Genomic DNA, 23830 nt, shown 5'->3' with positions numbered 1-23830 from the left:
TCAATTTATAATATTCTATATTGATTCCTTTAAACTATATAAGAGGAACATGTTTCCTTAAATAAAACTAGGAGGTTTTTTATATGCATGCAATGTTGAAAAAGAATGTTGATAGTGGTTTTATCACAGAAGAGCAAGGTAACTATATCCAAGAAGCTATCGATAACGGTGAATCATTAATAGTTTCAGGACATAGATCATCAGGAGTTAGAGTTTTCATGGCTACTTGTATGGCTATAGCTAAAGGTCAATACGATTCTGTTCAAGTTAAAAACGAAGAATCAATAGATAAAGCTGCAAAATATTACTTAATTCCTGGTCTAGGTGATGATGTTGATTTCGAAGCTGTAATCCAAAAAGCATTTGAGCAAGAAGGAGCTTCATTAGTTACTCTTAAAGAACCAGAGCATCCTTATTCTATTATGAAAATCATGAAAAAAGGATATAAAACCACTAAAGACAATTCTAAAGTTGTAACTCTTCTAGAGTGTAGAAAGATTGATAATGTTCCATACCTTATCAACTTAACTAGAATGTCTTATGATGAAAACGGAAAAATTATTAAAGAAGATACTCCAAGAGAATTCTAGATAGATTTACCCTTTTGCACAGCAAGAGGGTTTTTTATTTGCTTATTTTGCAGATTCTCTCTATATTGAATAAGCAATTGTCATTCAAGATTTTAGAAGAGCTAATAAGAATAGAGTGACTTAAAAATAAGTCACTCTGTTTTTATTATTCTACAGATTCAATTTTATTTATTCCCACTTCTTTAATGCATTTAATCTTATCTTCACTGTCTTCTAATGTTTTTCCTACTGAGTAGATATAAAGTTTTATTTTTGGTTCTGTACCCGATGGTCTTAATGCAAACCAACTTCCATCCTCATAGTAGTATTTTAATACATTGGATTTCGGATTTCCGGTTTCATCATTTAAGTAGTCAATGATTTTAACTAGTTTTATACCATTTAATTCTCGAATAGGATTTTTTCTAAATTCTTCCATTATTCTGCTGATTCTCTGTTGTCCGTCTAGTCCAGTCAATACAATTGATATTAAATCCTCGTTATAGTAACCATGTTTTTTATAGAGATCTTCTAGAACATCAAGCAACGATTGACTATGTTTTTTATAATATCCTGCCATCTCAGCAATCATCATCGATGAATTCACTGCGTCTTTATCTCTAACGGAGTCTCCATATGTGTATCCTATACTTTCTTCATAACCGAATAAAAACTTTTTATCTCCTGTTATGTCATACTCATTTGCCTTACCGCTTATGTTCTTAAATCCGGTCAATGTTTCAACCACTTCTATTCCATACTCATCTGCTATTGCTTTTGATAAATCTCCAGTAACTATTGATTTTACAATTACACCATTTTCTGGCAAATTGCCCAATTTGCTTCTTTGACTTAGTATATAGTTTATTAATAAAGCACCAATTTTATTACCATTAACAAACTCGTATTCGCCATCTTTATTTAATACCTCAATTGCTGCTCTGTCACAATCCGGATCTGTTGCTAGTAGGAGGTCTGCATTGACTTTTTTACCTAGTTCAATGGCAAGTTTGAATGCCTTTGGATCTTCAGGATTAGGATATCCTACCGTCGTGAAATCCGGATCTGGCAATTCCTGTTCTTTAACTATATTGATATTTGTGAATCCCCTTCTTCTAAGCACTTCTCGAACCGGAATATTACCGGTTCCATTGAGTGGTGAATAGACTATATTTACATTTTTATCTATATCTTCGTTTATGGAGTAGTTTAATACATCTTCTATATATGATTCATATACTGAATCGTCTATATACTCTACCATTCCACTGGCCATAGCATCATTAAACGGAATCTTTTTGACTTTATCATAGCTACCCAATTCCTCTATAGCTTTAAGTATTTCGTCTGCCAGTCCTTCTAAAATTTGTGAGCCTTCTTCCCAATATGCTTTATATCCATTATATTCCATTGGATTATGACTTGCGGTTACCATTACCCCGGCAATTGTTTTTAGTTTTCTAATCGTATATGATAAAACAGGAGTTGGGTTAATCGTTTTATATAGATATACTTTGATCCCATTAGCAGCAAAGATACTTGAGGCAAGTTCGGAAAATTCTTTTGACTTATGCCTTACATCGTAACAAATTGCAACTCCCCTCTTTTTTGCTTCTTCGCCCCTCTTTAGAATGGTTTCAGCAAACCCTTGGGTTGCTAATCCTACCGTGTATTGATTCATTCTATTTGTTCCGGCTCCAATTTTACCACGTAAACCTGCTGTTCCAAATTCCAAGTTTTGATAAAACCTGTCTTTTATCTCCTCTTCATCGGTAAGTTCTTTTAGTTCTATTTTGGTTTCTTCGTCGAAAATAGGATTCTCCATCCATTCTAAATAATTTTTCATATAGTCCATTTTTCTAGCCCCCTTATTTTATCATTATATAAAGTATAACAGCCCATTATAAATAGTATTGAAAAAGTAATCATTCATGTTTATCTCATACTTTTCTCCCCAACTCGATAAAACTATATTATTTTGATTCAGGTTTTCATTGATCCCGGTTATTGCTATCCAATGATTGTGTAGTATTTTATTTTTATGATTCCAGTTAACATTTAATACCGGTGTATCCATCTCTAAACCTGTTTTTATGAATTCTATAATTCTTCTTTTATCGGTAATCTTCGATAAATTATGATTGCTTATACTCACCCCATGCCCCTTCGTATATCTTTTAATACCTCTTATTATAATCGATGTAGTAGGTATACCATAAATTCTAGGTTTAATGTATCGGGATAACAATAATATAAACTCTGAGAATGATTTTTTATCTAAAGATTCAAATGGATATAAATCTCTGTATTCACTTCTGGTAAAAGCTAAATAAACCATACTGTTAGCAGCAGCTACGATACCACAACCTGTTCTACTATGATGTTTTTTACCATATCTATCACTAAACCAAATTTGGTTACCACCAAAATAACCATCGCTAAATTTCAATACATCCTCATGCTTTAAGTTTAATTTACTCATTTTCAATGCTCACTATACTGGTAGATATTCTATCGATTTTATATTTTGTTATATCATTTATTATTTTGTTAACTTTTCCGGTTTTATTAAATATCTCTGTTTTTTTATATTTATTGTTTTTGTTCGTTACTTTTAATTTTTCAATGGTATTTGCAATATTAAGAGTAAATTTATCCCAACCGGAATTATGAATTATCAAGAGTATTGCATCCTTCCTCTTAATGGTATAAGCAATTACATGATCAGGTAGACCTTGTACAAACCTTATACTACGTCTTATCTCAGATGCATTTAAAGTGAAAAAATCGAGGTATTGTTTACGTATTGCTATAATGTCTTTTGAATGTTTAAATATATTTAAATACTTCTTCTTATTCTCCCAATTTATTCCGTTTACGCTTAAATCAGAATTATAGCTATTACTTACAAGTTTTTTATCACGTAAAAATTCATTGCCGGCATGGATGAAAGGTATACCTTGAGAAGTCATAATAATGGACATAGAAAGCATACTCATATCCTCCAATTCAGGAACATCTCCAAACCAAAGCTTTAATTTGTCTGTGATAATTAAATTGTCATGTGAATTATAATAATTGATAGTTTCATCAGGTTCAGCACAAAATCCTATATGGTCTTTGTCCATATTAATTGAACCTATTATCCCGGTTTCAATTTTATTCTTTAGGCTACCATCACCTTGAACATACCCACGATTAACTCCATCTCCATCTCCCTTAATCGCGTCTCTAAAATAAGGATTGAATATTCCGAAATTTCGGTTTCTCTGTGAGCCAAATCCCGACCTTTTATTTAGAGGTAGAGGCGAACTTTGAGCCGTCCAAGGTTCCCCATAAATTAGTATATTAGGGTCATGTTTCCGTAGTTCATCTATGGCTTCGTATATGGTATCATTGTCTATAAGTGCCATTAAATCAAATCTGAATCCGTCTATTCGGTATTCGTCCTGCCAATATTTTAATGATTCTATGATGAATTTTCTCGTCATGGTTTTCTCGGTGGCAAGTTCATTTCCACATCCCGATCCATTGGAAAATGCGCCGTTAAACTTTCTGTAATAATATCCCGGCATAAGAGTGTTGAAATTAGAATCATTGGTTCTGTAAGTGTGATTGTATACTACATCCAAAACAACAGCGATCCCCGCTTTATGCAGCTCCATTATCAGTTTTTTAAGTTCGTAAATCCTACTTTTCGGATCATAGGGATTTGAAGAATATGAGCCTTCAGGAACATTATAAAGTTCAGGATCATAGCCCCAATTATAGTTATCACTATTTAAAAATTTACCCGGTTCTTCCCGTACCGTAATAAAATCTGCGATAGGTAACAAATGCACATGAGTTATTCCAAGTTCCTTCAAATGTTCTATCCCGGTATTAAATCCTTTGTAGTTTGATTTATTATCGATAAACCCTAAGTATTTACCTCTATTGAGAGTTCCCGACGACATACAAACCGAGTAGTCTTTTACATGGACTTCATATATAATGGCTTCTTTGTATTTAATATTAGGACTTGCATGTTCCCTGAAGCCTTCTGGATCAGTTAATTCAAGATTTATAATAGCAGATTTCTCACTATTGATTGACGAAGCTATCGAATACGGGTCTGTTACCTCATACATGTCATCAATTAAGTAGGTATAATACTTACCATCGAGATTTCCGCTTATTTCCGCAGAAAATATCCCATTTGTATCTTTGTACATTGGGTATTCTCTTCTTCTCACATGATTATAGTTTTCATAAATCAACAATTTTATTTTATTCCTAATCGGTGCCCATACTCTAAATTTGGTAGATGAAGTACTGTAAATTATACCTAATTTATTATGCTTAGGTTGTATGAATGTGTTCATTGTTAATTCTCCAAACTCTGTCTGCAAATTCCAGTATCGTCCTGTCAGATGAGTACAAACCGGAATGAGCAATATTTGTCAGTGCAATTTGATTCCATTTATTATAGTCAATATAAATTTTATCTATCATCTCATGTGCCTCAACATAGGATAAGAAATCTTTCAAGACCATAAAACTGTCATTATATTTAATTAATAAATTGTGTATTACCTTAAAGTCAAAAGGAAATTCACTATAGGGTAGATTATTTAATCTATTAATTAGATTCCTTATTTTAGGCGATGAATTATAATACTCATATGCATTATATCCTCCATTTAAGGAAATATCCAGGGCTTCCTCTTTAGAAATCCCAAATTCAAAAAAGTTAGATGGTCCAATCTTTTTTAGTACATCCATGTTTAGTCCATCTTTAGAGCCTATTGTTACAGCACCGTTTAGCATAAATTTTATAGTAGAAAGACTGAGAGATTCTTTTGAAGCTGTTGCTATACTTTCATTTATATCCCCGGCTTTAAATAGGTATTCTGCCTTATCTACATTATAATTCTCAATAAATACAATTTTAATTTTATCTTTGATAAATCGATCATTGTTTATTAATTTCATAAGAGCATTAATAAACGCTATAATTTCTTTAGCAGTATAGTAACCTGCAGCTGCTTTTCCACCAAAAAAGTAGGTCCTTGGCACTATATTATAATTGCTATTTTCTTTGAGTTTAAAATAATCATAGGCTATTCTAAGTGCGTTCAAAAGCTGTCTTTTAAACTCATGAAATCTCTTCATTTGCATATCGAATATAGAATGAGGATTTATGTTGATTTTTAGTTCTTTTCTAATACAATTTGCTATCTCAGTCTTATTCTCTAATTTAACTCTTTCAAGTTCTGTTAAAAAACCAAGATTATCCTTATATTCCATTAATTCGATGAGTTTTGAAGAGTCTTTGAGGTATCCATCCCCTATTGTTTCGTTGAGGAGTTTAGATAGTCTAGGATTCCCGACACTCAACCATCTTCTGTGGTTAATTCCGCCATTTTTTACTTCAAATTTATTTCGATAGTATTTATAATACCCTTTCAAATTATCTTTTTCCAATATTATCTCATGTGCTTTAGAAACAGAATTTATTTTACGACACACAAAAGTAGCGAGATTTACAGAATGAAGATATCCATCTCTAATTATACTCATTGAATTAATTAATTCATCATCTATATTAGCTTGCCTAAATTCCTTTTTTGAGCTTTCATCTAAAAAGAATATCGCTTTTTCAAGCTGAGGAATAGTTTCATTAATCAATGCCATATCCCAAATCTCAAATGATTCCGACAATACCGTATAATTTGTGTAGCTAAAGAGGTTTCTTGCAATTTCAAGTGTTTTCATAAAGCTTATACCGTAATCACGGTTCAATATATTCATAAACTCAGGAATTACCAAAATTGGATGTGTATCATTGATTTCAATGCATATTTTCTTACCCATTTGCAGCAAGTCGTCTTTATACTTAAAATACCTTCTTATAATGTCTTGCATGGTTGCAGATACATAGAAGTATTCCTGCATTAGCCTAAACTTTTTGCCCGCTCGTGTAGAATCATTGGGATATAAAAACTCAGATATGGATCTCGCTCGAACATAATTATCATATGCATCGATTAAATCTCCTTTAGAAAACGAATCGAATTTTAAATCTTGAATTGGTTCAGCATCCCATAATCTAAGTGTATTTACGGAAGAGTTGTCATAACCCAGGTATGGAAAATCATAGGCTTGTGCTTTAACACTGAAATCTTTATATTTTATCTCATGACTATATGGTTTTTTTAACTCCCATACATTCGAGTTCTTCAGCCAATTATCCGGTTCTTCAACTTGAAGTCCATCCACCAATCTCAGCATCATTAATCCTCTTTTATAACGCATCCCATAAGCAAATCCCGGGAATTGGAATGTGGATAAAGAGTCAATATTAGCATCGCAAATAACGCCAAGTCCTCCATGACCTATCCCCATTTCGGATTCATAGCGTAGTATATCGTCCAAGCTATATCCTATTTCAGATAAAACTTTTTCTATATTTTCTTTTAAACCTAAATATATCAAGTTCTTTTCTAACAATTTGCCTGGCAAATACTCAAAGGACAGAATATAAATGGTTTTTAGATTATTATATTTAACCTTTGAGTTTTCCCAGTTCATCCCTATTATCTCTCTTAGTATAAAACTCAAAGCTATATAGACATCTTCTTCTGATGCCGTTTTTAAGTCTTTGCCTCTAATAGAGTACAAATAATTGATTAATTTTTCTTTTAAATCATGGCTATCTAATCTCATTGATCCTCAGATCCTTTTATATAATTCTATATATGCATTAGAGGATTCTTCCCAGTTATTTTGTTCATTCATTGCATTACGGATGATGGTTTCAAATTCACTACTATGGTAATAGGATAAAGCTCGTCTAATGGTAAATAACATATCATGGGCATTGATATTTGCAAAGCTGAATCCAGTGCCCTCATTATTAAACTCGCTATAAGGAATTACAGTATCTTTTAATCCTCCTGCTTCTCTAACAATAGGGACGGTTCCATATCTCATTGCAATAAGTTGTGATACTCCACATGGTTCAGAAAGAGATGGCATAAGCAAGAAATCACTTCCAGCATAGATTTTATGAGATTCATCATTGTTGTAATAAATCCTCGCTGCGAGTTTATCGGGGTATTTCCACTCGAAATATCTTAACATGTCTTCGTATTTCTTATCACCCGTTCCTAGTACGATAAACTGTACATCTTCTTGTAATAATTCGTCTAAAATATAAGATACCAGATCTATTCCTTTCATCTCAACCAATCTGGATATGATAGATATAATAGGCACATCTTCTCTCTGTGGTAAACCAAACATCTCTTGAATTACCTTCTTATTTTTATACTTACCATTTAAGTCTTTAGCTGAATAATTAAAATCTATAAACGAGTCAGTTTCAGGATTCCATACATCGTAATCTATACCATTTACGATTCCGGATAATTTATATTCATATCTCCTGATAACCCCATCCAAAGTCTCACCAAAATAACTGTTTTTAATCTCTAATGCATAACTTCCCGATACTGTATTAAAAGCATCAGAAAAAACTATTCCACCTTTCATAAAATTAATAACATCATAAAATTTCAGACCATCCTCGCTAAAATACTCAGGTGATAGACCTGCCAATTGTAATAGAGTCGGAGGGAATAAACCTTGATATTTTAAATTGTGAATAGTAAATAATAATTTTATATTTCTATAATAATCATCGCCTTTTGCAAAGTCTTTAACGAATACATTAACCATTGCCGAATGCCAATCATTACTGTGTACAATATCCGGTTTAAAGTCTAAGAACTTCGGCAATAATGCGACCGCTTTTGAAAAATATATGAATCTTTCTCCATCGTCAGTTTCGCCATATAGGTTATATCTACCAAAGTACTGTTCATTGTCTATGAAATAAAAAACTGTACCTTCATGAACCAGTTCAAATACTCCCGTGTACTGATGTCTCCAATCTAGGTCTACATAATAGTAACCGAGAAACTTCATATTTTCTCTATACTTCTGATCTATTTTGCTATATAGCGGCATTACTACCCTTGTATCTACACCCTTAGCATTTAATGCTATCGGAAGTGAACCTGCTACATCTGCAAGTCCTCCTGTCTTGATAAAGGGATATGCCTCCGATGCGATATATAAAACTCTCATTCTTCAACCTTCCTTATCCTTTGACCTTTTCTAATAACATATGGTTGTTTTGGATGTCCTACTACTGTTACTCCATCGTCAATTACACCGTATTTGTCCGAAATAACATTTACAACGACAGAATCTTCGCCTATTTCTGTTTTTTGTATGATTATTGAGTTCCTAACTATGGTTCCTTTTCCTATCTTGACACCTCTAAACAATATAGAGTTTTCTACATCTCCTTCTATAATACATCCGTTAGCAATCAGAGAATTATTAACTCTACTATAGTCTTTATACAGAGTTGATGGTTCATCTTTGGATTTAGTATATATCAAGTTTTTATCAAAGAATACTTCATGATATATATCTTTATTTAATAGATTCATATTTGCATCATAATACGAAGAAAGGTCTCGAATTACTTCAACATGTCCATCAATATGGTATATATCTATTTTTAGTTTATCCTTATTGTTTAAAATTGCTTGTCTTAAAGTTAAAGCATTTGCTTTTTCTACAGCTTCCTTTACGAGTTTAATAAAAACATCTTTCTTAATAAAAAACTTACTTAAGAATAGGTTGAATTCGTCTTGAGTTCCTAGGTTTAGACCTATATTTAAAAGCTTCCCATCATTGTCAACTGTCATTTTGCGAGCATTCAAATATTTCCCTTCTGTATCTATTTGTTTCTTGTAAAACAATAGAACATCCAGGTCTTCCTCAATGAATTTCTCATATGCTTCGTCCATTTGCATTTTAATAATGGTCATAGGATCATCCATATATATTTTTTGCAAATTAGAATACTCAAAAAACGGTAGAGTTTTATAATATGTCGCAATATTTGTAGGCTGGACTAAATCTGAATCATATACGGGCGGAAAGATAACCAATCCATTTCTTCTTCTATTTAACTCCCAAGGTTGACCTATACCTAAATGATCCAAGGTAGACCTAATATGTTTCCCACCATATACTACGACATTTGATATATTATGGTTGGTCATAGTAGATAATGAGAAGTCTATTATTCTATATCTACCTCCATATGGAAGCATATAATCAGGTCTTGTTTCGCATAAAGTTCCATAAGTACCCGCATTTATTCCACTATTAATAATTCCTATACACTTTTCCATATTGACCTCCTATTCGACATTTATTCCTTGGTCAGAGATTAGATATACATGTTCATCATTTTCTTTTCCAATTACCTCATCCTCTTCTATCACAATTCCATCCAAGATAACTGAATTATAAACAACTGCATTTTTCCGTACAATGGAATTTGGTAATAGAACTGAATTGTACACCTTGGCTCCTTCTTCTATTATAACACTTGAAAATAGTACGGAATTTTCAACATTACCATATATTTCACAAGCTTCATTTACCAACGCTGATTTAACAATAGCATTATTTGATACATAATGAGGTGGCAAGTTCTTACCTCTTGTATATATTCTCCAACTCTTATCGTATACATTTAAACTATTATTAGGATCTAATAAGTCTAGATTGGCTTCCCAATATGATTTAACAGTTCCTACATCTTTCCAATAACCATCAAATTTCCAAACATACATAGGATGTCCGTTATTTAATAAACCTGGCAAAATATTCATACCGAAATCATGCTTAGAATTCTCATCTTTACTGTCACTGATTAGAGCAGCTCTAAGAGTCGGCCAGTTGAACATGTATATCCCCATAGATGCTAAATTATTCTTTGGAACTTCAGGTTTTTCGTCAAACTCTACAATTTTATTTTCCTCATCTATATTTATTATACCAAACCTGGATGCCTCCTCCCAAGGAACTTCCATTACGGCAATTGTTACATCCGATCCCATTTGCTTATGATAAGATAATAGTTTATTATAATCCATTTTGTAGATGTGATCACCTGATAATATCAATACATATTCCGGTCCTATCTTGTCTAGATAATCAATATTTTCATAGATTGCATTAGCAGTTCCTTCATACCATCTTCCTCCCGCTTCAGTTGAGTAAGGCGAAAGAATTCTTAACCCTCCATAGTTTCTATCATAATCCCAACTGGATCCGATACCTATATGTTCATGTAAATAATACGGTTTGTATTGCGTGAGGATTCCTATGTCTCTAATATCAGAATTTGTAGCATTACTTAAGGCAAAGTCGATAATTCTATACTTACCTCCAAATGGTACGGCCGGTTTAGCAATATCTCTAGTCATGGCTTTTAATCGTGATCCTTGCCCGCCTGCCAGGAGCATTGCAGCAACTTTGTTTTTATTTCTCATAATACCTTCCCTCCTTAACTTTGCATACACTATTTGATCTTCCGTTTGATAATAAAACCTCCATAAGCCGGAATATCTACATTAATTCGATAATCCTTTCCATGAATCGGTTCATCTATAGATCTAAAGTATTTATTCCTTTTTGTATCCCCTCCATACCTATTATGATCAGAATTGATGATTATACTGTAATTACCACTCTTATCTACTCCTATTGGATAAGCCGGTCTATCTACAGGTGTAAAATTGAAAACGCATATTACTTTGTTTCCTTTTTTATCAATTCTTTCATATGCTATTATTGACTCCTTGGCATTCTCATGTTCTATCCAATTAAATCCGTCAAAACTATTTTCGACTTCATATAATGCCTTTTCCTTTTTATAAAGTTTATTCAAATCTTTAACGAAAGCCTGCATTTTAGCATGCGACTCAAAATCTAATAACTCCCAACTAAGTTCACTCCATTCGTCCCATTCATCGTATTGTGCAAACTCATTTCCCATAAAGAGTAGTTTTCTACCCGGATGAGTGAACATATAAGTATATAGGAGTCGTAGTTGTTTGAAACGATTATTATAATCTCCAAACATCTTATTTAACATAGACCCTTTTGCATGGACAACTTCATCATGACTAAAAGGAAGAATATAATTTTCTGAAAAAGCATATGTCATTGTAAATGTTAGCGCATTGTGATGGTCTTTCCTGAATATAGGATCCATATTCATATACTTTATTATGTCATTCATCCATCCCATATTCCACTTAAAACTAAAACCTAATCCACCTTTGTCAATAGGCATAGTTATATGAGGATACGCAGTAGATTCCTCAGCAATCATCATCGTATTAGGGAAGTACTCATATACCTTGGTATTGAGTTTCTTGATAAATTCGATAGATTCCTTATTTATATTTGTACCATCTTCATTTTTTAAATTAGGATTACTAAAATCTGTATATAGTATATATGCAACTGCATCGACTCTTATACCGTCAATATGATAGTAATCATGCCAAAACAATGCAGACGAAATTAAGAAATTGACGACTTCTTTTTTCGAATAATCAAAATTTAATGTACCCCATGCAATATTATTTGCTTTTTCTTCATTAACGCTCTCATAACAATTAGTTCCATCGAATCTAGCTAAACCATGATCGTCTTTGCAAAAATGAACTGGAACCCAATCTATTATTACACCAATACCATTTTGGTGAAGTTGGTCGATTAAATACATAAAATCCTTAGGTGTTCCAAATCTCGATGTAGGCGCAAAATAGCCTAGTGCTTGATACCCCCAAGATCCATCATACGGATATTCTGTAATCGGCATGAATTCAACATGAGTATAATCCATACTTTTGACGTACTTTACAAGATCATCTGCCAATTCAATATACGAATAGTTTGCATTATTTGGATGCTTCTTCCATGAAGAAAGATTTACCTCATAAATAGATATTGGAGTGTTATATAAATCGATCTTCTTCATACGATTTTTCCACTTCAAATCATTCCACTCATAGTTCCTAATATCATAAACCTTCGATGCAGACTTCGGTCTTTCCTCAGCGTGAAAAGCATAAGGATCCGCTTTATACCTAATCTCATCATTTTGAGTCACAATTCTGTATTTATATGCATCAAATACTTTTACCCCTTGAACTGTAATCTCCCATATTCCGCTACCTGAAATTCTCTTCATAGGTAAATTAAATTCATGCCATTCATTGAAATCACCTATTAGATTTACAAACTTTGCATTTGGTGCCCATACAGCAAATCTAACGACATCATCTCGCCCTTCATCATCGATAAAATGTGCACCTAAAAATTCATAAGATTTATCATTTTTACCTTCATGGTAAATATGTGCATATAATGATAAATCTTCCGAATAATGAAATAATAAGCCCTCTTTTCCCATCTGATCCTCCTTCATATTCTTAAAATATCAAAAATTGATAAAATTAATGTATTTGCAATGTTAAGAAAATATAACTTCATATTTTCTCAAAATACCACTTTATCTAATTATCGTACTCAACTATATAATATATACCCATATTTAACCAATTGTATATTAATATACCACTTAATTTTCACGTTTTCATAGATTCTATGTAAAAATATGAAAATTAATTATAAATTTATATAGGATAAAAACATCTTGAATTGACAAAAGTGTAATATTATGTTAATATATACACAAGGGGGCGAACCTGGTTTCGACGGGGATACAGAGATGGAAGTAGCGAGTCGATGCCGTCAAACATCGTTAAAATTGACAACTAAATTTTAAACGCAGAAAAAAATAATTTTGCATTAGCTGCTTAATAGCAGCTATATGATCACCTATGGGAGTCCCGTGACCCATAGCTGGTCTCAACTTTAACGGGGAACCGCGTATGACAAAGCTTTGAGTCATAAACGGAAAATATGAAGCTACCTGAAATAAAATCCTTTCAGTTGGAGTTTATGGATGGGAATACTAAAAAACTGAATGCACTCGGAGAAGCTTCCAAAGAAGTGTTTTCGGACGTGGGTTCAAATCCCACCGCCTCCACCATACTATTTTATATTTTGCTATAACTTTCTAAAACGTTAGAAAATAGCTTTTCAGTAAATTTAATTCTCTCATAATTATCTGACATTCTCGGAGTTTTAGTGAGTTGATAGCATATTTTAAACATATTTTCATAATAATTGATGTATTGAAATTTATTCATTATAACGAATAAAAAACGGCTTACAGGTTGCCCTGTAAGCCGTTTTTTAATGCCAAGCTATACTTTACTATGGCCTAGTTTCTTCGTATTCTGTTAATATTAACTCTTTATTAGCCTTCGATAAGCTTACTTGCTTTTCAATTTGAGTTTGCAACCAAAGCTGATAATCTTTATGTGCATCTACAATAACTTTTTGTGTTTCTGAACTGATTAGATTTCTAGATAAATTCATAGCCTCTTGGAATGCTTTCATTGCAGATTCTTTATTGAAGCTACCTTCTTGTTTCATTTGGTCTGCCCAATTCTGATTGACAGTCCTTACTGCTTGCTCTACTATCTCTGTAGCTCTGAATAAATGATATGCTACCCTCTTATCCTTAATATTAGAAAGAACTCCTGTTGTATATGCTATTAGATATGATAGTCCTGCAAGTACTATACTTGTTATAACCGGTATTAATATTTCTTGTAATAATAGTTCTCTCACTTTATTTCTCCTTCAAATGTTTTGATATTTCTAATAGTGTTTCTTTTCTAGTTGCACCCTTTATTATTTTAGTTGCACCTTTTATTTCTGTTCCACCTACCTGGATAATTTCAGGTGCTTTTATTTCTGTTAAATCTGTTCCTTTAATTAATAATGCCCTATTACCTAACACATTTAGTAAGGCAAGGGCATTTGCTAAATCACCATCATTCTGGTAACCGATTACTATTCTATTAGTTTTCATATTATTCTCCTCTGAAATTGCTATATTATCATATTTTTGTAAATTATATTGTTCAATAATCTTGATTAATTTAAATGGATACTGTAGGTCAGTTGCATATCCAGCCTTATATATTTTTTGTGCAGCTTTTTTGTAATCTTTTTCACCCACTACATCAGCATAGATATATTTACCTGATATATTCCTTGTTACTAAATATTTTAATCTATCTCTTATACTTTCATCCCAACTATTATAGGCTTTGAACTTAGCTTTTACTGTTACAAGTTTTCCATTAACCCACTCTTGAGTGTCTTTTTCGTATGTCTTTGGCCACTTTGGATCTGTGTGTGCCTTGATTCCAAAAATTGCATTTGCCCTAGTAGCTAATTCAGATGTTCCCGATGCACTCTCTAAAATAGCCTGGGCAATTGTTAGCGATGGTAATATTTCATGTGTCTTCCACCCTGAAATAGCACCTAACTTTATTCTTTCGATAAAATCAGCTGTTTTATCTACTTTTATAGAATCTATACTAGGTATAAAGTTTAGCCATCGCTGCCAGCCTAAATCCATAGTTTTGTGCGGACAATATTTTTTATCTCTTGCATAATCATAGTGTCTTTTTACCATGCTTAGAGGAATATTAAACTCTTTCATCAGCATTAATGTTAATTTAACCGAATTTAATTCCGCTTGCTTAAATTGCTCTAAGTCTCCAGTACTTCTACAAATCTCAATACAAATCGTATTGCGATTTCCAAAACCTTCGCTCCCATCAGATGCGTGCCAAGCAATTCTATTAAGAGGCAAAGACTGTATTGCTTCACTTTCATCGACATAGTAATGCGAAGAAACTTCCCAATCATTGCCAGCCGAAAAGGAAGCTTCTCTGATAGCGCTGACGGAATTAGCAGTGTTATGGATTGTTATCCCTTTAGGCTGCATTGTGAAAGGAGATTTTAACCAATATCTATTAGAAGGTATCATTAACTGCTTGATATTAAGATTTTGCATCTATATTATCTCCTTTACCATCTTCTTTTTCTACAGAATCCCAGTCGTATTCTTCTAGATTCTTTTTGTATAGCTCTTTATCGAATTTAATTACTTCTACGATGTTCCCAATTTCTGTAATTTCTTTTTTATTTGTCATTTTTATGAACTCCTTTACTCATTAATTTTCTTTTCAATTTCGTTAATATCTACACCTTTATTTGTCAATAATAACTCCATTTTCGCATTCGCTCTAGCGACTTGCGTGTGTAGTCTATCAACTTTATCATCGATTTTTTTTACATCCTCTTTTGTATCTTTGGTATCCAGCATTATTACCTCTATAATCTTGCCAAGTCCGATTGTGCTTTGAATTCCAAGTTTTCTATCTTCTTCTAAGTTTCTTAATGTTATTGCAATTTCTTTTAAAGTCGTTGTCATGTTCTGCATTGCAATTGAATTTTGTTTAATTGCATCTAACATTGTTTTTTCACGTTCTTCTGCGTTTACCCTCTCTTTTCGCCATTCTTTTATCTCGGGCAAAAAATCAAAATACGACTTGACAACTATTAAAATGGAGACAATTGCAATTGTTGTCACTACTCCATTTTCGATAGCCATTTTTGCAAACTCTATAACCCTCACCTACTTTACTTTAGATTTTTTACCTCTCCATTTAAGTCCTTATAATAAACATTTCCTATGTTTAAATCTCCGTATGTTAGCTTAAGCCTTGCACTCGCCACGTTTAAGCCGTTTATTTTAAGCGTTGGAAAGGCTTTTTCGCCTCGAATAAGCAAATACATTCCTTCAACGACTGATGCTTCGGGATATTCGCTTTCATCTGCGATTATAGTTTCAATTAGTTCTAATTTCACAAATCTGTCAAGTATTGGTAAATCCGACATGTTTCGGAATCTTACGTTTAAATCTGTAGATAACACTTCTACAACGTATACATATATATATGTGTTGTTATATCTAGCTTTAACTACATCGCCTGCTTGAGCTTGTAAAGTATGGTGTTTTTCCGTAAAGTCAAACCATACCACACGTGAACTTGATTTAGGCACAAGTATTCTACCTGTAATCGGATCTTTCCACTTTATTGTCCACTTCTCATAGTAATACTTAGCCATTACTCCACCTCCAACTCCAATATAAGTGTATTATTTGGTATCTCCGCCGTACTCTCACCCGCTTGGATTACAGCGATTCTCTCAATTACAATACTCCCGTGACTTCCAATTTTTGCATTCCATGTGTTTTTTTCTGTGTCAGATACGAATCTTCTTGTTGTGCTTTCGGTTATTATACTAGCGTCATGACTGGCTGGATGTGTGTAATTATTCGCACTTGACGCAATCCCAGAAAGCTTTTGTTTTTCGACCGTGGTGTATGAATTTTGGGATAATCCCATTCCCGATGCTTTGTCAACTTTATTGTTTAATAAGTTTTGCACTTCTTGTAGACTTGCAACTTCCCACCAATCGTTCCATTTGTTTGAGTGATTATAATATGCTCGGATAAACATTTTATTTCGTTTTTCTGGATTTTGTGAGTATTCATATGCAATCTGAACAATGCCCGCTGTTTTAAGAACTGTCATCCCAAACGCAATATCTGTAGGCTTGTTTGCTAAGCTGTTTGCAACTACCGATATGTCGGTATAATAAAACCCAACCTCAATATAATTGTTTAAATCCTCGTTTAAATTAAACTTAATAGCGTTTTTAGGAATCTGTCCATTTTGAACCAAATTTTTTAATGCATTAAACGTGTCTGTTGAAGTTGCCGTATCTTGCCCTGCTTTATCAATCTTTAAAACTCCCGCAACCATATCTGTCGCTGGCGGTAAAGTCTGTTCCTCGATTAAGCCTTGCCAAGATTGCCATATACTATCTCTCTGGGATTGCGTTGTCACCCTTGTTTCTTCGTTCTGCTCTCGAATTACTTCAGCATCTTGTCTAGATACTTCATTATTTCTCCTTTTAGTCTCTTCTGTTGCCCTTAAATTTTCTGCGGTATTCCTTGCATTTTCAGCATCGATCCTTGCATTTTCAGCATCGATCCTTGCATCTTCGTTTGTCAGCCTTGTATTTTCTGCACTAACTCTACCAGCCTCAGTCGACTGTCTTGCAGCTTCCTTGCCTTGTCTGTCCGTCTCTGCTTCTTTTCGTGCAGTCTCGGCTGTGTCTCTTGCTTCCTCTGCTGTTGCTCTTGCTGTTTCGGCGGATTGTCGCTCTAATTCTTTGTCGAGAGTGGTTTGTAGTTCGGTGTGCATTGTTGTTACTTCGCCGTGCTTAGTGTCGATATCGCTTTTAATGACTTCCTGTTGCGCAAGACTCGCGTTGTATTCCCCTTCAAGCATTTCTGTTCGCGCAATTGCCTCTGAAAGTAAAGTAAAGTCTACAACCAAGTCCTTACCAACTTCTCCACCTTGTGAAAGTGCTTTATTAACTTGCAAGTCCCAAATTCGAGTATGGATAAGCCTTGTACTTCCTTCGTACAATGCAAGTTGTATGCTTAGAATCCCTTTCGCACTAGCCATATCTGAACTTATTCGCGCAAGGTATTTGTCATCTTCAATTTCTGCGACTGTATAATACGATTTATCGGGATAGTTAGAGTTAACTCCAATCAATCTAAGCTCATAACTCGTACTCGCTGGGATTATTTCTCCCATGTTGTTGGTCAAAGTAACCCTAAATCCCCTTGTTCCTGTGTCCCCCTGTACGATAACCAAATCTTCAAGTTCGTGTTCATCGAAGTTGATTGTGATATCTTTAATTCCTACGTGTGATAGACTCATTGTTCAATCACCCTTTCCCAACCGGCTGAATATGCTGACGGACTGTAGGCGTTATTGTCAATTTTACTTTTGTAAACCTTGCCATCAAATATAACTTTGTCACCTAATTTGTATGCGTCATGCGCCCCAGTAGGTTGCACGAACTCGGGTATTATTTCCTCTCCGTCCTCTGTCACTTCCGGAGCAATTTCTTTCCAAAGTGCAGGAGTTGCGTTCGGCGTCCAGTCTGATTGTGTTGTATGGGCTTGAATTACTTCATACAGCTTCCCCTCATAATGTCTAATCTCACCAACTTCAACATTTTCTGATTCTTCCCATTTGTCATATATTTCAATTAAGTCATTTAGCTTATCAGTTGGAATATCAACAATCTTGACAAGATTTCTTAATTGCTTTCTTACTTTTTCAGTTTCTTCTAGAATCGTACTCTTTGCCGCTTCTTCAATCTCCGCTTTTGCAAGAGTGACTAAGTTTTTTGTTTCTTGCTTAATTTCTGCTTTCGCTACATCAACGTCTTCTCTTGCATTTCTCACTTCTGAAATTGCATTTATTGCCTGCTTTTCAATATTTGCAAATTGGTGAGCATCTAAGGGAGTAACGTCTATTTCTAGCAATGCTTTTAATTTTAACTCGGCAATTTCTTCATAAGTTAATCCCTCATTAATGTATCCCTCTAACTCTGCACCCTCAACCAAAAACTCACCTCGAACCACGTCATAAGGCGGAGACAAGGTTTGTGTTTGTAACATTAAGCTCTTTACCTTTTGCACTTCTCCGATTTTACCTTCTTCGAACGTTAAGTTTTTACCAACAATTTCAAATCTCATATTTCACCTCTTAAACTTTCAAAAATCCATTTCCGTCAACATAAACTTCTTTACTATTTAGTTGCAGTCTGCTTGTGAAAACTCCTGGGAATTTCCAAGCTCCACCACCCTCACAGTTTGTAACAGCTCCGCCAGCGGGTTTGATAGAACAACTTCCATACACATTGCTCAAGCTCATACCATTAAGCTCAAAGGTATGATGCCCATTCGGCGGATTTGCATCAATACGACCTTTAACAACCAGCCTTGGTGCTGAACCATATACGAACTCAACATCTGAACTATTTGCGTTAAATCCTGTACTTGATCCTGACATACTTGCACTATAACTTGTATTGCTCATATGACCACTTAAATTATTAACGCTTGTACCGACAGTACCTCTATTTAAATTTGAAGCATTCATATTTTTTACGTTTATAGTTTCAGCATCCACAGTTCCAAAAAGGGATGAACCTGGAACAGAGAAAGAACCAAGTACTTGAGTGTCGCCATCAAGTGAAATGTTTTTACCACTAAGTTTTAAATAAGTTCCTCTGATCATTTCAACTAAGAGAGCACCATCGATTTTAAATTCATTTGTATCTGGGTTATAAGTGATCTTATTCCCAAGATTTAAAGCACCAGTTTCCATATTCATAAAAAACTTACCTTTTAAATCTGCAAGAATACCTGATTTTAGAATGTTAGCTGTCATTGTACCAACATCGACAAAATCTGCTACAATATGCCCATCTATCGTAATTCCTACGCTGTAATGACCCAATATTCCATTGTGGCTAAAACCTATTCCATTCTTGTTGATCCTTACAACCTCTTTTGCTGTTGCCATATCTGCTGTGTCCATGGCTAAAATCTCAAAGGGCTTGCCATCTGCTGTACTTCTTATCACAATATTTCCGCCCGTGACTCCTGATATTTTATCCGTGGCTTCTTTTTGCTTAGCTTCAAGCTCGCTCGCTTTTACATCAATTTTATTATCTATTTCTTTGATTAGTGTCGAAGTGTTTTTTGCAAGAGAATTCGTGAAGTTTCCAATTTCAATTTTATTAAATCTTTCAGAAATGCAATCATAAGAATAACTAATTACATTAGCTTTTAGATCTAAGTTCATTTTAGGAACAATGACGTTAACCTCATCATAGAGATCTAGTTCCTCTAGCCACACATAATCTTTATACTCTGATATCTTTCTTAAACTTATAAAATCTATTTTGTAATTAATTAGTGGTTTATCTATCTTATAATCTGTGAAATATTTTTGTGCTTCTTGCCTTACATATTCTGTTTTATTTGTTATACTTTCGGGAACATCTATTCTAATTTCTCCGACTTTAGGGTAAGGATAACTTTCTATAAGAGGACTATCAATATACTTTTCAGGTAGCATTTGCACCACATTGTCCACTACCCAGGTTGGCATTATTTTCGTGACAACTTTACTGTCATCTATTTCTTGTCTTATCCCTTGTAGATTTTTCCCATATCTGATTTCGTAACCATAATTCCTACCATTAACAATGTGACGGATATTAAAGTTATCACGTTTAATGTATCCACCCCATCTATTAATCAGCGAATTGTCTTGACCTAAAATTGCTTGAACTGGATTTTTTCTAACATAATATGCAGTAGCTATATTACTTAGTATTGAAAATCCAGTAAATCTATGTGGATAAAGCGTTCCATCTAATATGCTTGCTAATGCTCCACTCCCGTTAGTTGCAGTAGGTCTACTGTCTTCTAAAAAATTAGAGAGCAAGTCATAAAATATATGTCTTGCTCTTACTGATGTTTTTGTTAATGTATGAGTAGGTTTATAAACCCTAAAAAGCTGTTCACCGCGTGGTGTCGGTGCCTTTATAATACTACCAACTTCAATTTTATTATTTAGTAATGATTCAAACTCTAGTTCAAATTGACCGTTTTCCTCTTCGATAACTTCACATTTCAAAGGTTGGAGGATATGTTCATTGTGATTAAAATCAGTTTCTGATTTATTAAATAATCTAATCATTACAACTCCCTCCAATTTGGTTGTATTTCTAATTTACTGATTCCGCCATTAAACGATATTATGTTTTCTCCTTCTTTAAAGACCGGAAAATCACCTACCATATTTCTTCCTGCTGGCAACTTATCTTTATGTGCGATTTGTAGTCGACTGTCTATTGTTAGGTATCCATTAATATTAGTAAGTCTCAAAACCTTGTCATTTATCGATATTTCGCCTGTGCCATTGCCAAATACTTTAATTACTGGTTCAGAATAAATAGAACCAATATTATTTAATTTTTTAGTGCCTAAAGCTTCTAAAATGTATTGTCCTTTATTAAAATAGAAAAAAGGCTCTACTTTAAATGCTACATTAATTAAATTTGTAGTCCCGTTATATTGGCCAACATAATCCCTATCAATAACATTAATAACATCTGCATAGAAAAATCCATTTTCATCTTCACTAGTTCTAAGAATTCCAGAACCGGACAGCCATTTATGAATTTTCTGATAGTTATCTTTTTTGTAGTTCACGAATTGGAATGACCTGGTATAACTCTTATATGTTCCTAACCTATCAACAATACTTCCAGATCTTCCTTCAACTTCATATTCTATGATATGTTCTTCTGCTCTTTTTCTTTGTTCAAACTCAGTAACAATTAAATTAAATTTTTTATTTGTTATTCCGTTATATTCTATAGTTACCATTAAACACCTCCAAATGCGAGGTCGTTAATATCTTGCTTATCTGCAAGCCTAGCGTCTACCTCGTCCAGGATTTCACCAATAAGCTTGTACTTATCAATATATACATTGCTGTTTTTAGATAGTATCTTTTCTAATAGGTTGACAATATAATCAAGGGTTACTGTCATCCCCATATCTCCACACTGGACTCTTCTCACTGCTTCATTTAAAAACTTATCAAGCTTGTGTGTAGGTAGGACTGCCTCTTCACCTGCTTCTCCAACTCCTATGATGCTTGCGGTATCGAAGATACCACCCTCTTTATACCAAGATATACCAAAGCTTGGAACACTTGGCGGATTTAAGCTGAATCTTCCTGATATACTTATTCTTGGCAATTTTAAAGGTGGTAAACTCCAACTAAAGTTAAAGAAGCTTTTAATTTTATCAATGGCAGCTTTAACAGCATCTCTAGCTGCTTCAATCGGTCTAGTGATTGCTGTTTTTATAGAATTCCAAATATTTGTTACTGTACCTTTTAAGCCTTCAAAGACTGAAGATACTTTAGATTTAATACCATCAACAATGCTTGATACTTTAGACTTCATATCTTCCCAGGCAGCAGAGGTAACACCTTTTATTGCATTCCAGACACTTTCCACAACACCTTTTATTAGTGCCATTCCACCGTCTATGACACCTTTAACAATATTAATCGCTACTTTGACAATTCCTTTAATCTGTTCCCAAGCACCCGATGCAATTTGTTTAATTCCTTCCCACGCACCTTGCCAATCACCTTTAATTAATGCTGTAATGGTTTTAACGATACCTTGGATCATTTTTATTGATCCGTCAATTATTGTCTTAATACCTTCCCAAATAGCTTTTATCCTATTGGTTATAGCTTCGCCATGTTGGGACCACGTATTCATTATAAAGTCTGTTACTGCTTTAACTATTGTTTTAATCAATTCAAATGTATTATTAAATATTTCTTTAATCTGTGGCAAATACTGTTGAACTGTACTAACAAGTCCAGTTATAAAACCTGACATTAATGGAGTAATAAATTCTACCAAGGCATTGATTGATTCAGAGATTGTACTTACCATCTCTGAAAACCCCTCACCGACTCCAATCCCAAGACCGTCTAGAATATTCTTGCCAACTTCAACAAGTCTTGGAATTATAGCCTCTGCAAATACAAAAATAGCCTCCGGAAGTGACATCAGTATTGTTCCAATCATTGGTATCAAGTTATCGAAAAAGAAATTTATAACTGTATCAGCTAAACCTTCTAATGCTGGTCTTAAACCTTCACCCAGGGACAAAGCGCCAAGTACATTTGATACTGCTGCTTTCATTGCGTTAAATGATCCAGTGAATGTTTCTTCTGCTTCAAGTGCTGTTGTTCCTGTTATTCCTAATTCTGTTTGTACTGCATGAATTGCTTCATAGACATCTGATAGATTATTAATATCATATTTTACTCCAGTTAGCTTTGTTGCATCAGCCAAGAGTCTTTCCATCTCGGATTTAGTTCCACCATATCCTAACTTTAGGTTGTCAAGCATTGTATAATTTTGCTTTGCAAAACCCTGGTATGCAACCTGTATTGACTCCATTGATGAGCCCATTTTGTTGGAGTTATCCGCCATGTCTATCATAGCCATGTTAGATATCTTAGCTGCCTTGGCAGTATCCCCTCCAAGTGATTGGAGCAAACTAGCACTGAAACCAGTTACATTTTCCATGTATGCATTAGCTGAAATGCCTGTTGTCTTGTAGGCTTCTTCAGCATGCTTCTTGACTGTATCTGCTGAATCTTTGAATAAGGTCTCAATTCCACCGAGTGATTGTTGTAAATTAGCTCCCTCATTAAGCGATGTCATTAACGCTTTACCAATTCCAGCTGCTACAATTACTTTTTTAACAGTTCCAACTAAGCTAGAGCCTAGTCCAGTACCTCCGGACTGACCTGCACTTTTAGCTTCAGGATCTAATATTTTAGATACAGAACCTTTTATTCCTTTTGCAGATGGAATTATTTGCACATAGGCTTTACCAATTTCCGTTGCCATCT

19 protein-coding genes and 1 other RNA gene are annotated in these 23830 nt (G+C 33.9%); 2 read left to right on the top strand and 18 right to left on the bottom strand.

Features of this window, described 5'->3' with window-relative positions:
* Window positions 1-83 precede the first annotated feature (83 nt).
* The gene (locus VZL98_05100; GenBank protein ID WVH64308.1) at window positions 84-590 is read left to right on the top strand and encodes a hypothetical protein; all 507 of its coding nucleotides are present in this window, start codon (window positions 84-86) and stop codon (window positions 588-590) included.
* 145 nt (window positions 591-735) lie between these two features.
* Here VZL98_05100 and VZL98_05095 read toward each other — a convergent pair whose 3' ends face one another.
* Genes VZL98_05095 through glgB form a run of 8 tightly spaced genes read right to left on the bottom strand, consistent with a single transcriptional unit; the run spans window position 736 to window position 12909 of the window.
* Complete coding sequence (locus tag VZL98_05095; protein WVH64307.1) at window positions 736-2424, bottom strand: phospho-sugar mutase; 1689 nt, start codon at window positions 2422-2424, stop codon at window positions 736-738.
* 24 nt (window positions 2425-2448) lie between these two features.
* Window positions 2449-3051 (bottom strand): hypothetical protein, encoded by a 603-nt coding sequence (locus tag VZL98_05090; protein ID WVH64306.1) that lies wholly within the window; start codon window positions 3049-3051, stop codon window positions 2449-2451.
* On the bottom strand, window positions 3044-4933 hold the full coding sequence (gene pulA, locus VZL98_05085; GenBank protein ID WVH64305.1) for a type I pullulanase: 1890 nt from the start codon (window positions 4931-4933) through the stop codon (window positions 3044-3046). The genes VZL98_05090 and pulA overlap by 8 nt, the downstream gene beginning before the upstream one ends.
* A complete protein-coding gene (glgP, locus tag VZL98_05080; GenBank protein WVH64304.1) occupies window positions 4911-7277 on the bottom strand; it encodes a glycogen/starch/alpha-glucan family phosphorylase in 2367 nt (788 codons plus the stop codon). Before glgP ends, pulA begins: the two co-directional genes overlap by 23 nt.
* A gap of 6 nt (window positions 7278-7283) precedes the next feature.
* A complete protein-coding gene (glgA, locus tag VZL98_05075; GenBank protein WVH64303.1) occupies window positions 7284-8702 on the bottom strand; it encodes a glycogen synthase GlgA in 1419 nt (472 codons plus the stop codon).
* The gene (gene glgD, locus VZL98_05070; GenBank protein WVH64302.1) at window positions 8699-9826 is read right to left on the bottom strand and encodes a glucose-1-phosphate adenylyltransferase subunit GlgD; all 1128 of its coding nucleotides are present in this window, start codon (window positions 9824-9826) and stop codon (window positions 8699-8701) included. The genes glgA and glgD overlap by 4 nt, the downstream gene beginning before the upstream one ends.
* Window positions 9827-9835: 9 nt before the next feature.
* Window positions 9836-10975, bottom strand: a complete 1140-nt coding sequence (locus VZL98_05065; protein ID WVH64301.1) for a glucose-1-phosphate adenylyltransferase — start codon at window positions 10973-10975, stop codon at window positions 9836-9838.
* Between the two features lie 29 nt (window positions 10976-11004).
* Entirely contained in the window at window positions 11005-12909 is a 1905-nt protein-coding gene (glgB, locus tag VZL98_05060) for a 1,4-alpha-glucan branching protein GlgB (GenBank protein WVH64300.1), read from the bottom strand.
* 285 nt (window positions 12910-13194) lie between these two features.
* On the opposite strand from glgB, the gene ssrA reads away from it, so the two are divergent.
* Window positions 13195-13551, top strand: a transfer-messenger RNA (tmRNA) gene (gene ssrA, locus VZL98_05055).
* Between the two features lie 227 nt (window positions 13552-13778).
* On the opposite strand, the gene VZL98_05050 is transcribed toward ssrA, so the two are convergent.
* From VZL98_05050 to VZL98_05005, 10 genes are read right to left on the bottom strand one after another with little or no spacing between them, the layout of a single operon-like run.
* Complete coding sequence (locus VZL98_05050; protein ID WVH64299.1) at window positions 13779-14198, bottom strand: hypothetical protein; 420 nt, start codon at window positions 14196-14198, stop codon at window positions 13779-13781.
* Between the two features lies 1 nt (window position 14199).
* Window positions 14200-15438 (bottom strand): glucosaminidase domain-containing protein, encoded by a 1239-nt coding sequence (locus VZL98_05045; protein WVH64298.1) that lies wholly within the window; start codon window positions 15436-15438, stop codon window positions 14200-14202.
* On the bottom strand, window positions 15425-15577 hold the full coding sequence (locus VZL98_05040) for a hypothetical protein (GenBank protein WVH64297.1): 153 nt from the start codon (window positions 15575-15577) through the stop codon (window positions 15425-15427). Before VZL98_05040 ends, VZL98_05045 begins: the two co-directional genes overlap by 14 nt.
* Window positions 15578-15591: 14 nt before the next feature.
* Window positions 15592-16038, bottom strand: a complete 447-nt coding sequence (locus VZL98_05035; protein WVH64296.1) for a hypothetical protein — start codon at window positions 16036-16038, stop codon at window positions 15592-15594.
* A 29-nt stretch (window positions 16039-16067) separates the two neighbouring features.
* Window positions 16068-16556 (bottom strand): hypothetical protein, encoded by a 489-nt coding sequence (locus VZL98_05030; GenBank protein WVH64295.1) that lies wholly within the window; start codon window positions 16554-16556, stop codon window positions 16068-16070.
* Entirely contained in the window at window positions 16556-18229 is a 1674-nt protein-coding gene (locus VZL98_05025) for a hypothetical protein (protein ID WVH64294.1), read from the bottom strand. Before VZL98_05025 ends, VZL98_05030 begins: the two co-directional genes overlap by 1 nt.
* Window positions 18226-19056: a carbohydrate-binding protein gene (locus VZL98_05020; protein WVH64293.1), complete on the bottom strand. Its 831-nt coding sequence runs from the start codon at window positions 19054-19056 to the stop codon at window positions 18226-18228. Before VZL98_05020 ends, VZL98_05025 begins: the two co-directional genes overlap by 4 nt.
* A gap of 10 nt (window positions 19057-19066) precedes the next feature.
* The gene (locus VZL98_05015) at window positions 19067-21073 is read right to left on the bottom strand and encodes a phage tail spike protein (protein WVH64292.1); all 2007 of its coding nucleotides are present in this window, start codon (window positions 21071-21073) and stop codon (window positions 19067-19069) included.
* A complete protein-coding gene (locus VZL98_05010) occupies window positions 21073-21765 on the bottom strand; it encodes a hypothetical protein (GenBank protein ID WVH64291.1) in 693 nt (230 codons plus the stop codon). Before VZL98_05010 ends, VZL98_05015 begins: the two co-directional genes overlap by 1 nt.
* On the bottom strand, window positions 21765-23828 hold the full coding sequence (locus VZL98_05005; protein WVH64290.1) for a hypothetical protein: 2064 nt from the start codon (window positions 23826-23828) through the stop codon (window positions 21765-21767). Before VZL98_05005 ends, VZL98_05010 begins: the two co-directional genes overlap by 1 nt.
* Window positions 23829-23830: the final 2 nt, after the last annotated feature.

It is taken from the genome of Peptoniphilaceae bacterium AMB_02 (genome assembly GCA_036321625.1).
GTDB classification, from domain to species: Bacteria; Bacillota; Clostridia; order Tissierellales; family Peptoniphilaceae; genus Microaceticoccus; species Microaceticoccus formicicus.
This window is presented reverse-complemented; position numbering and strand designations above follow the sequence as displayed.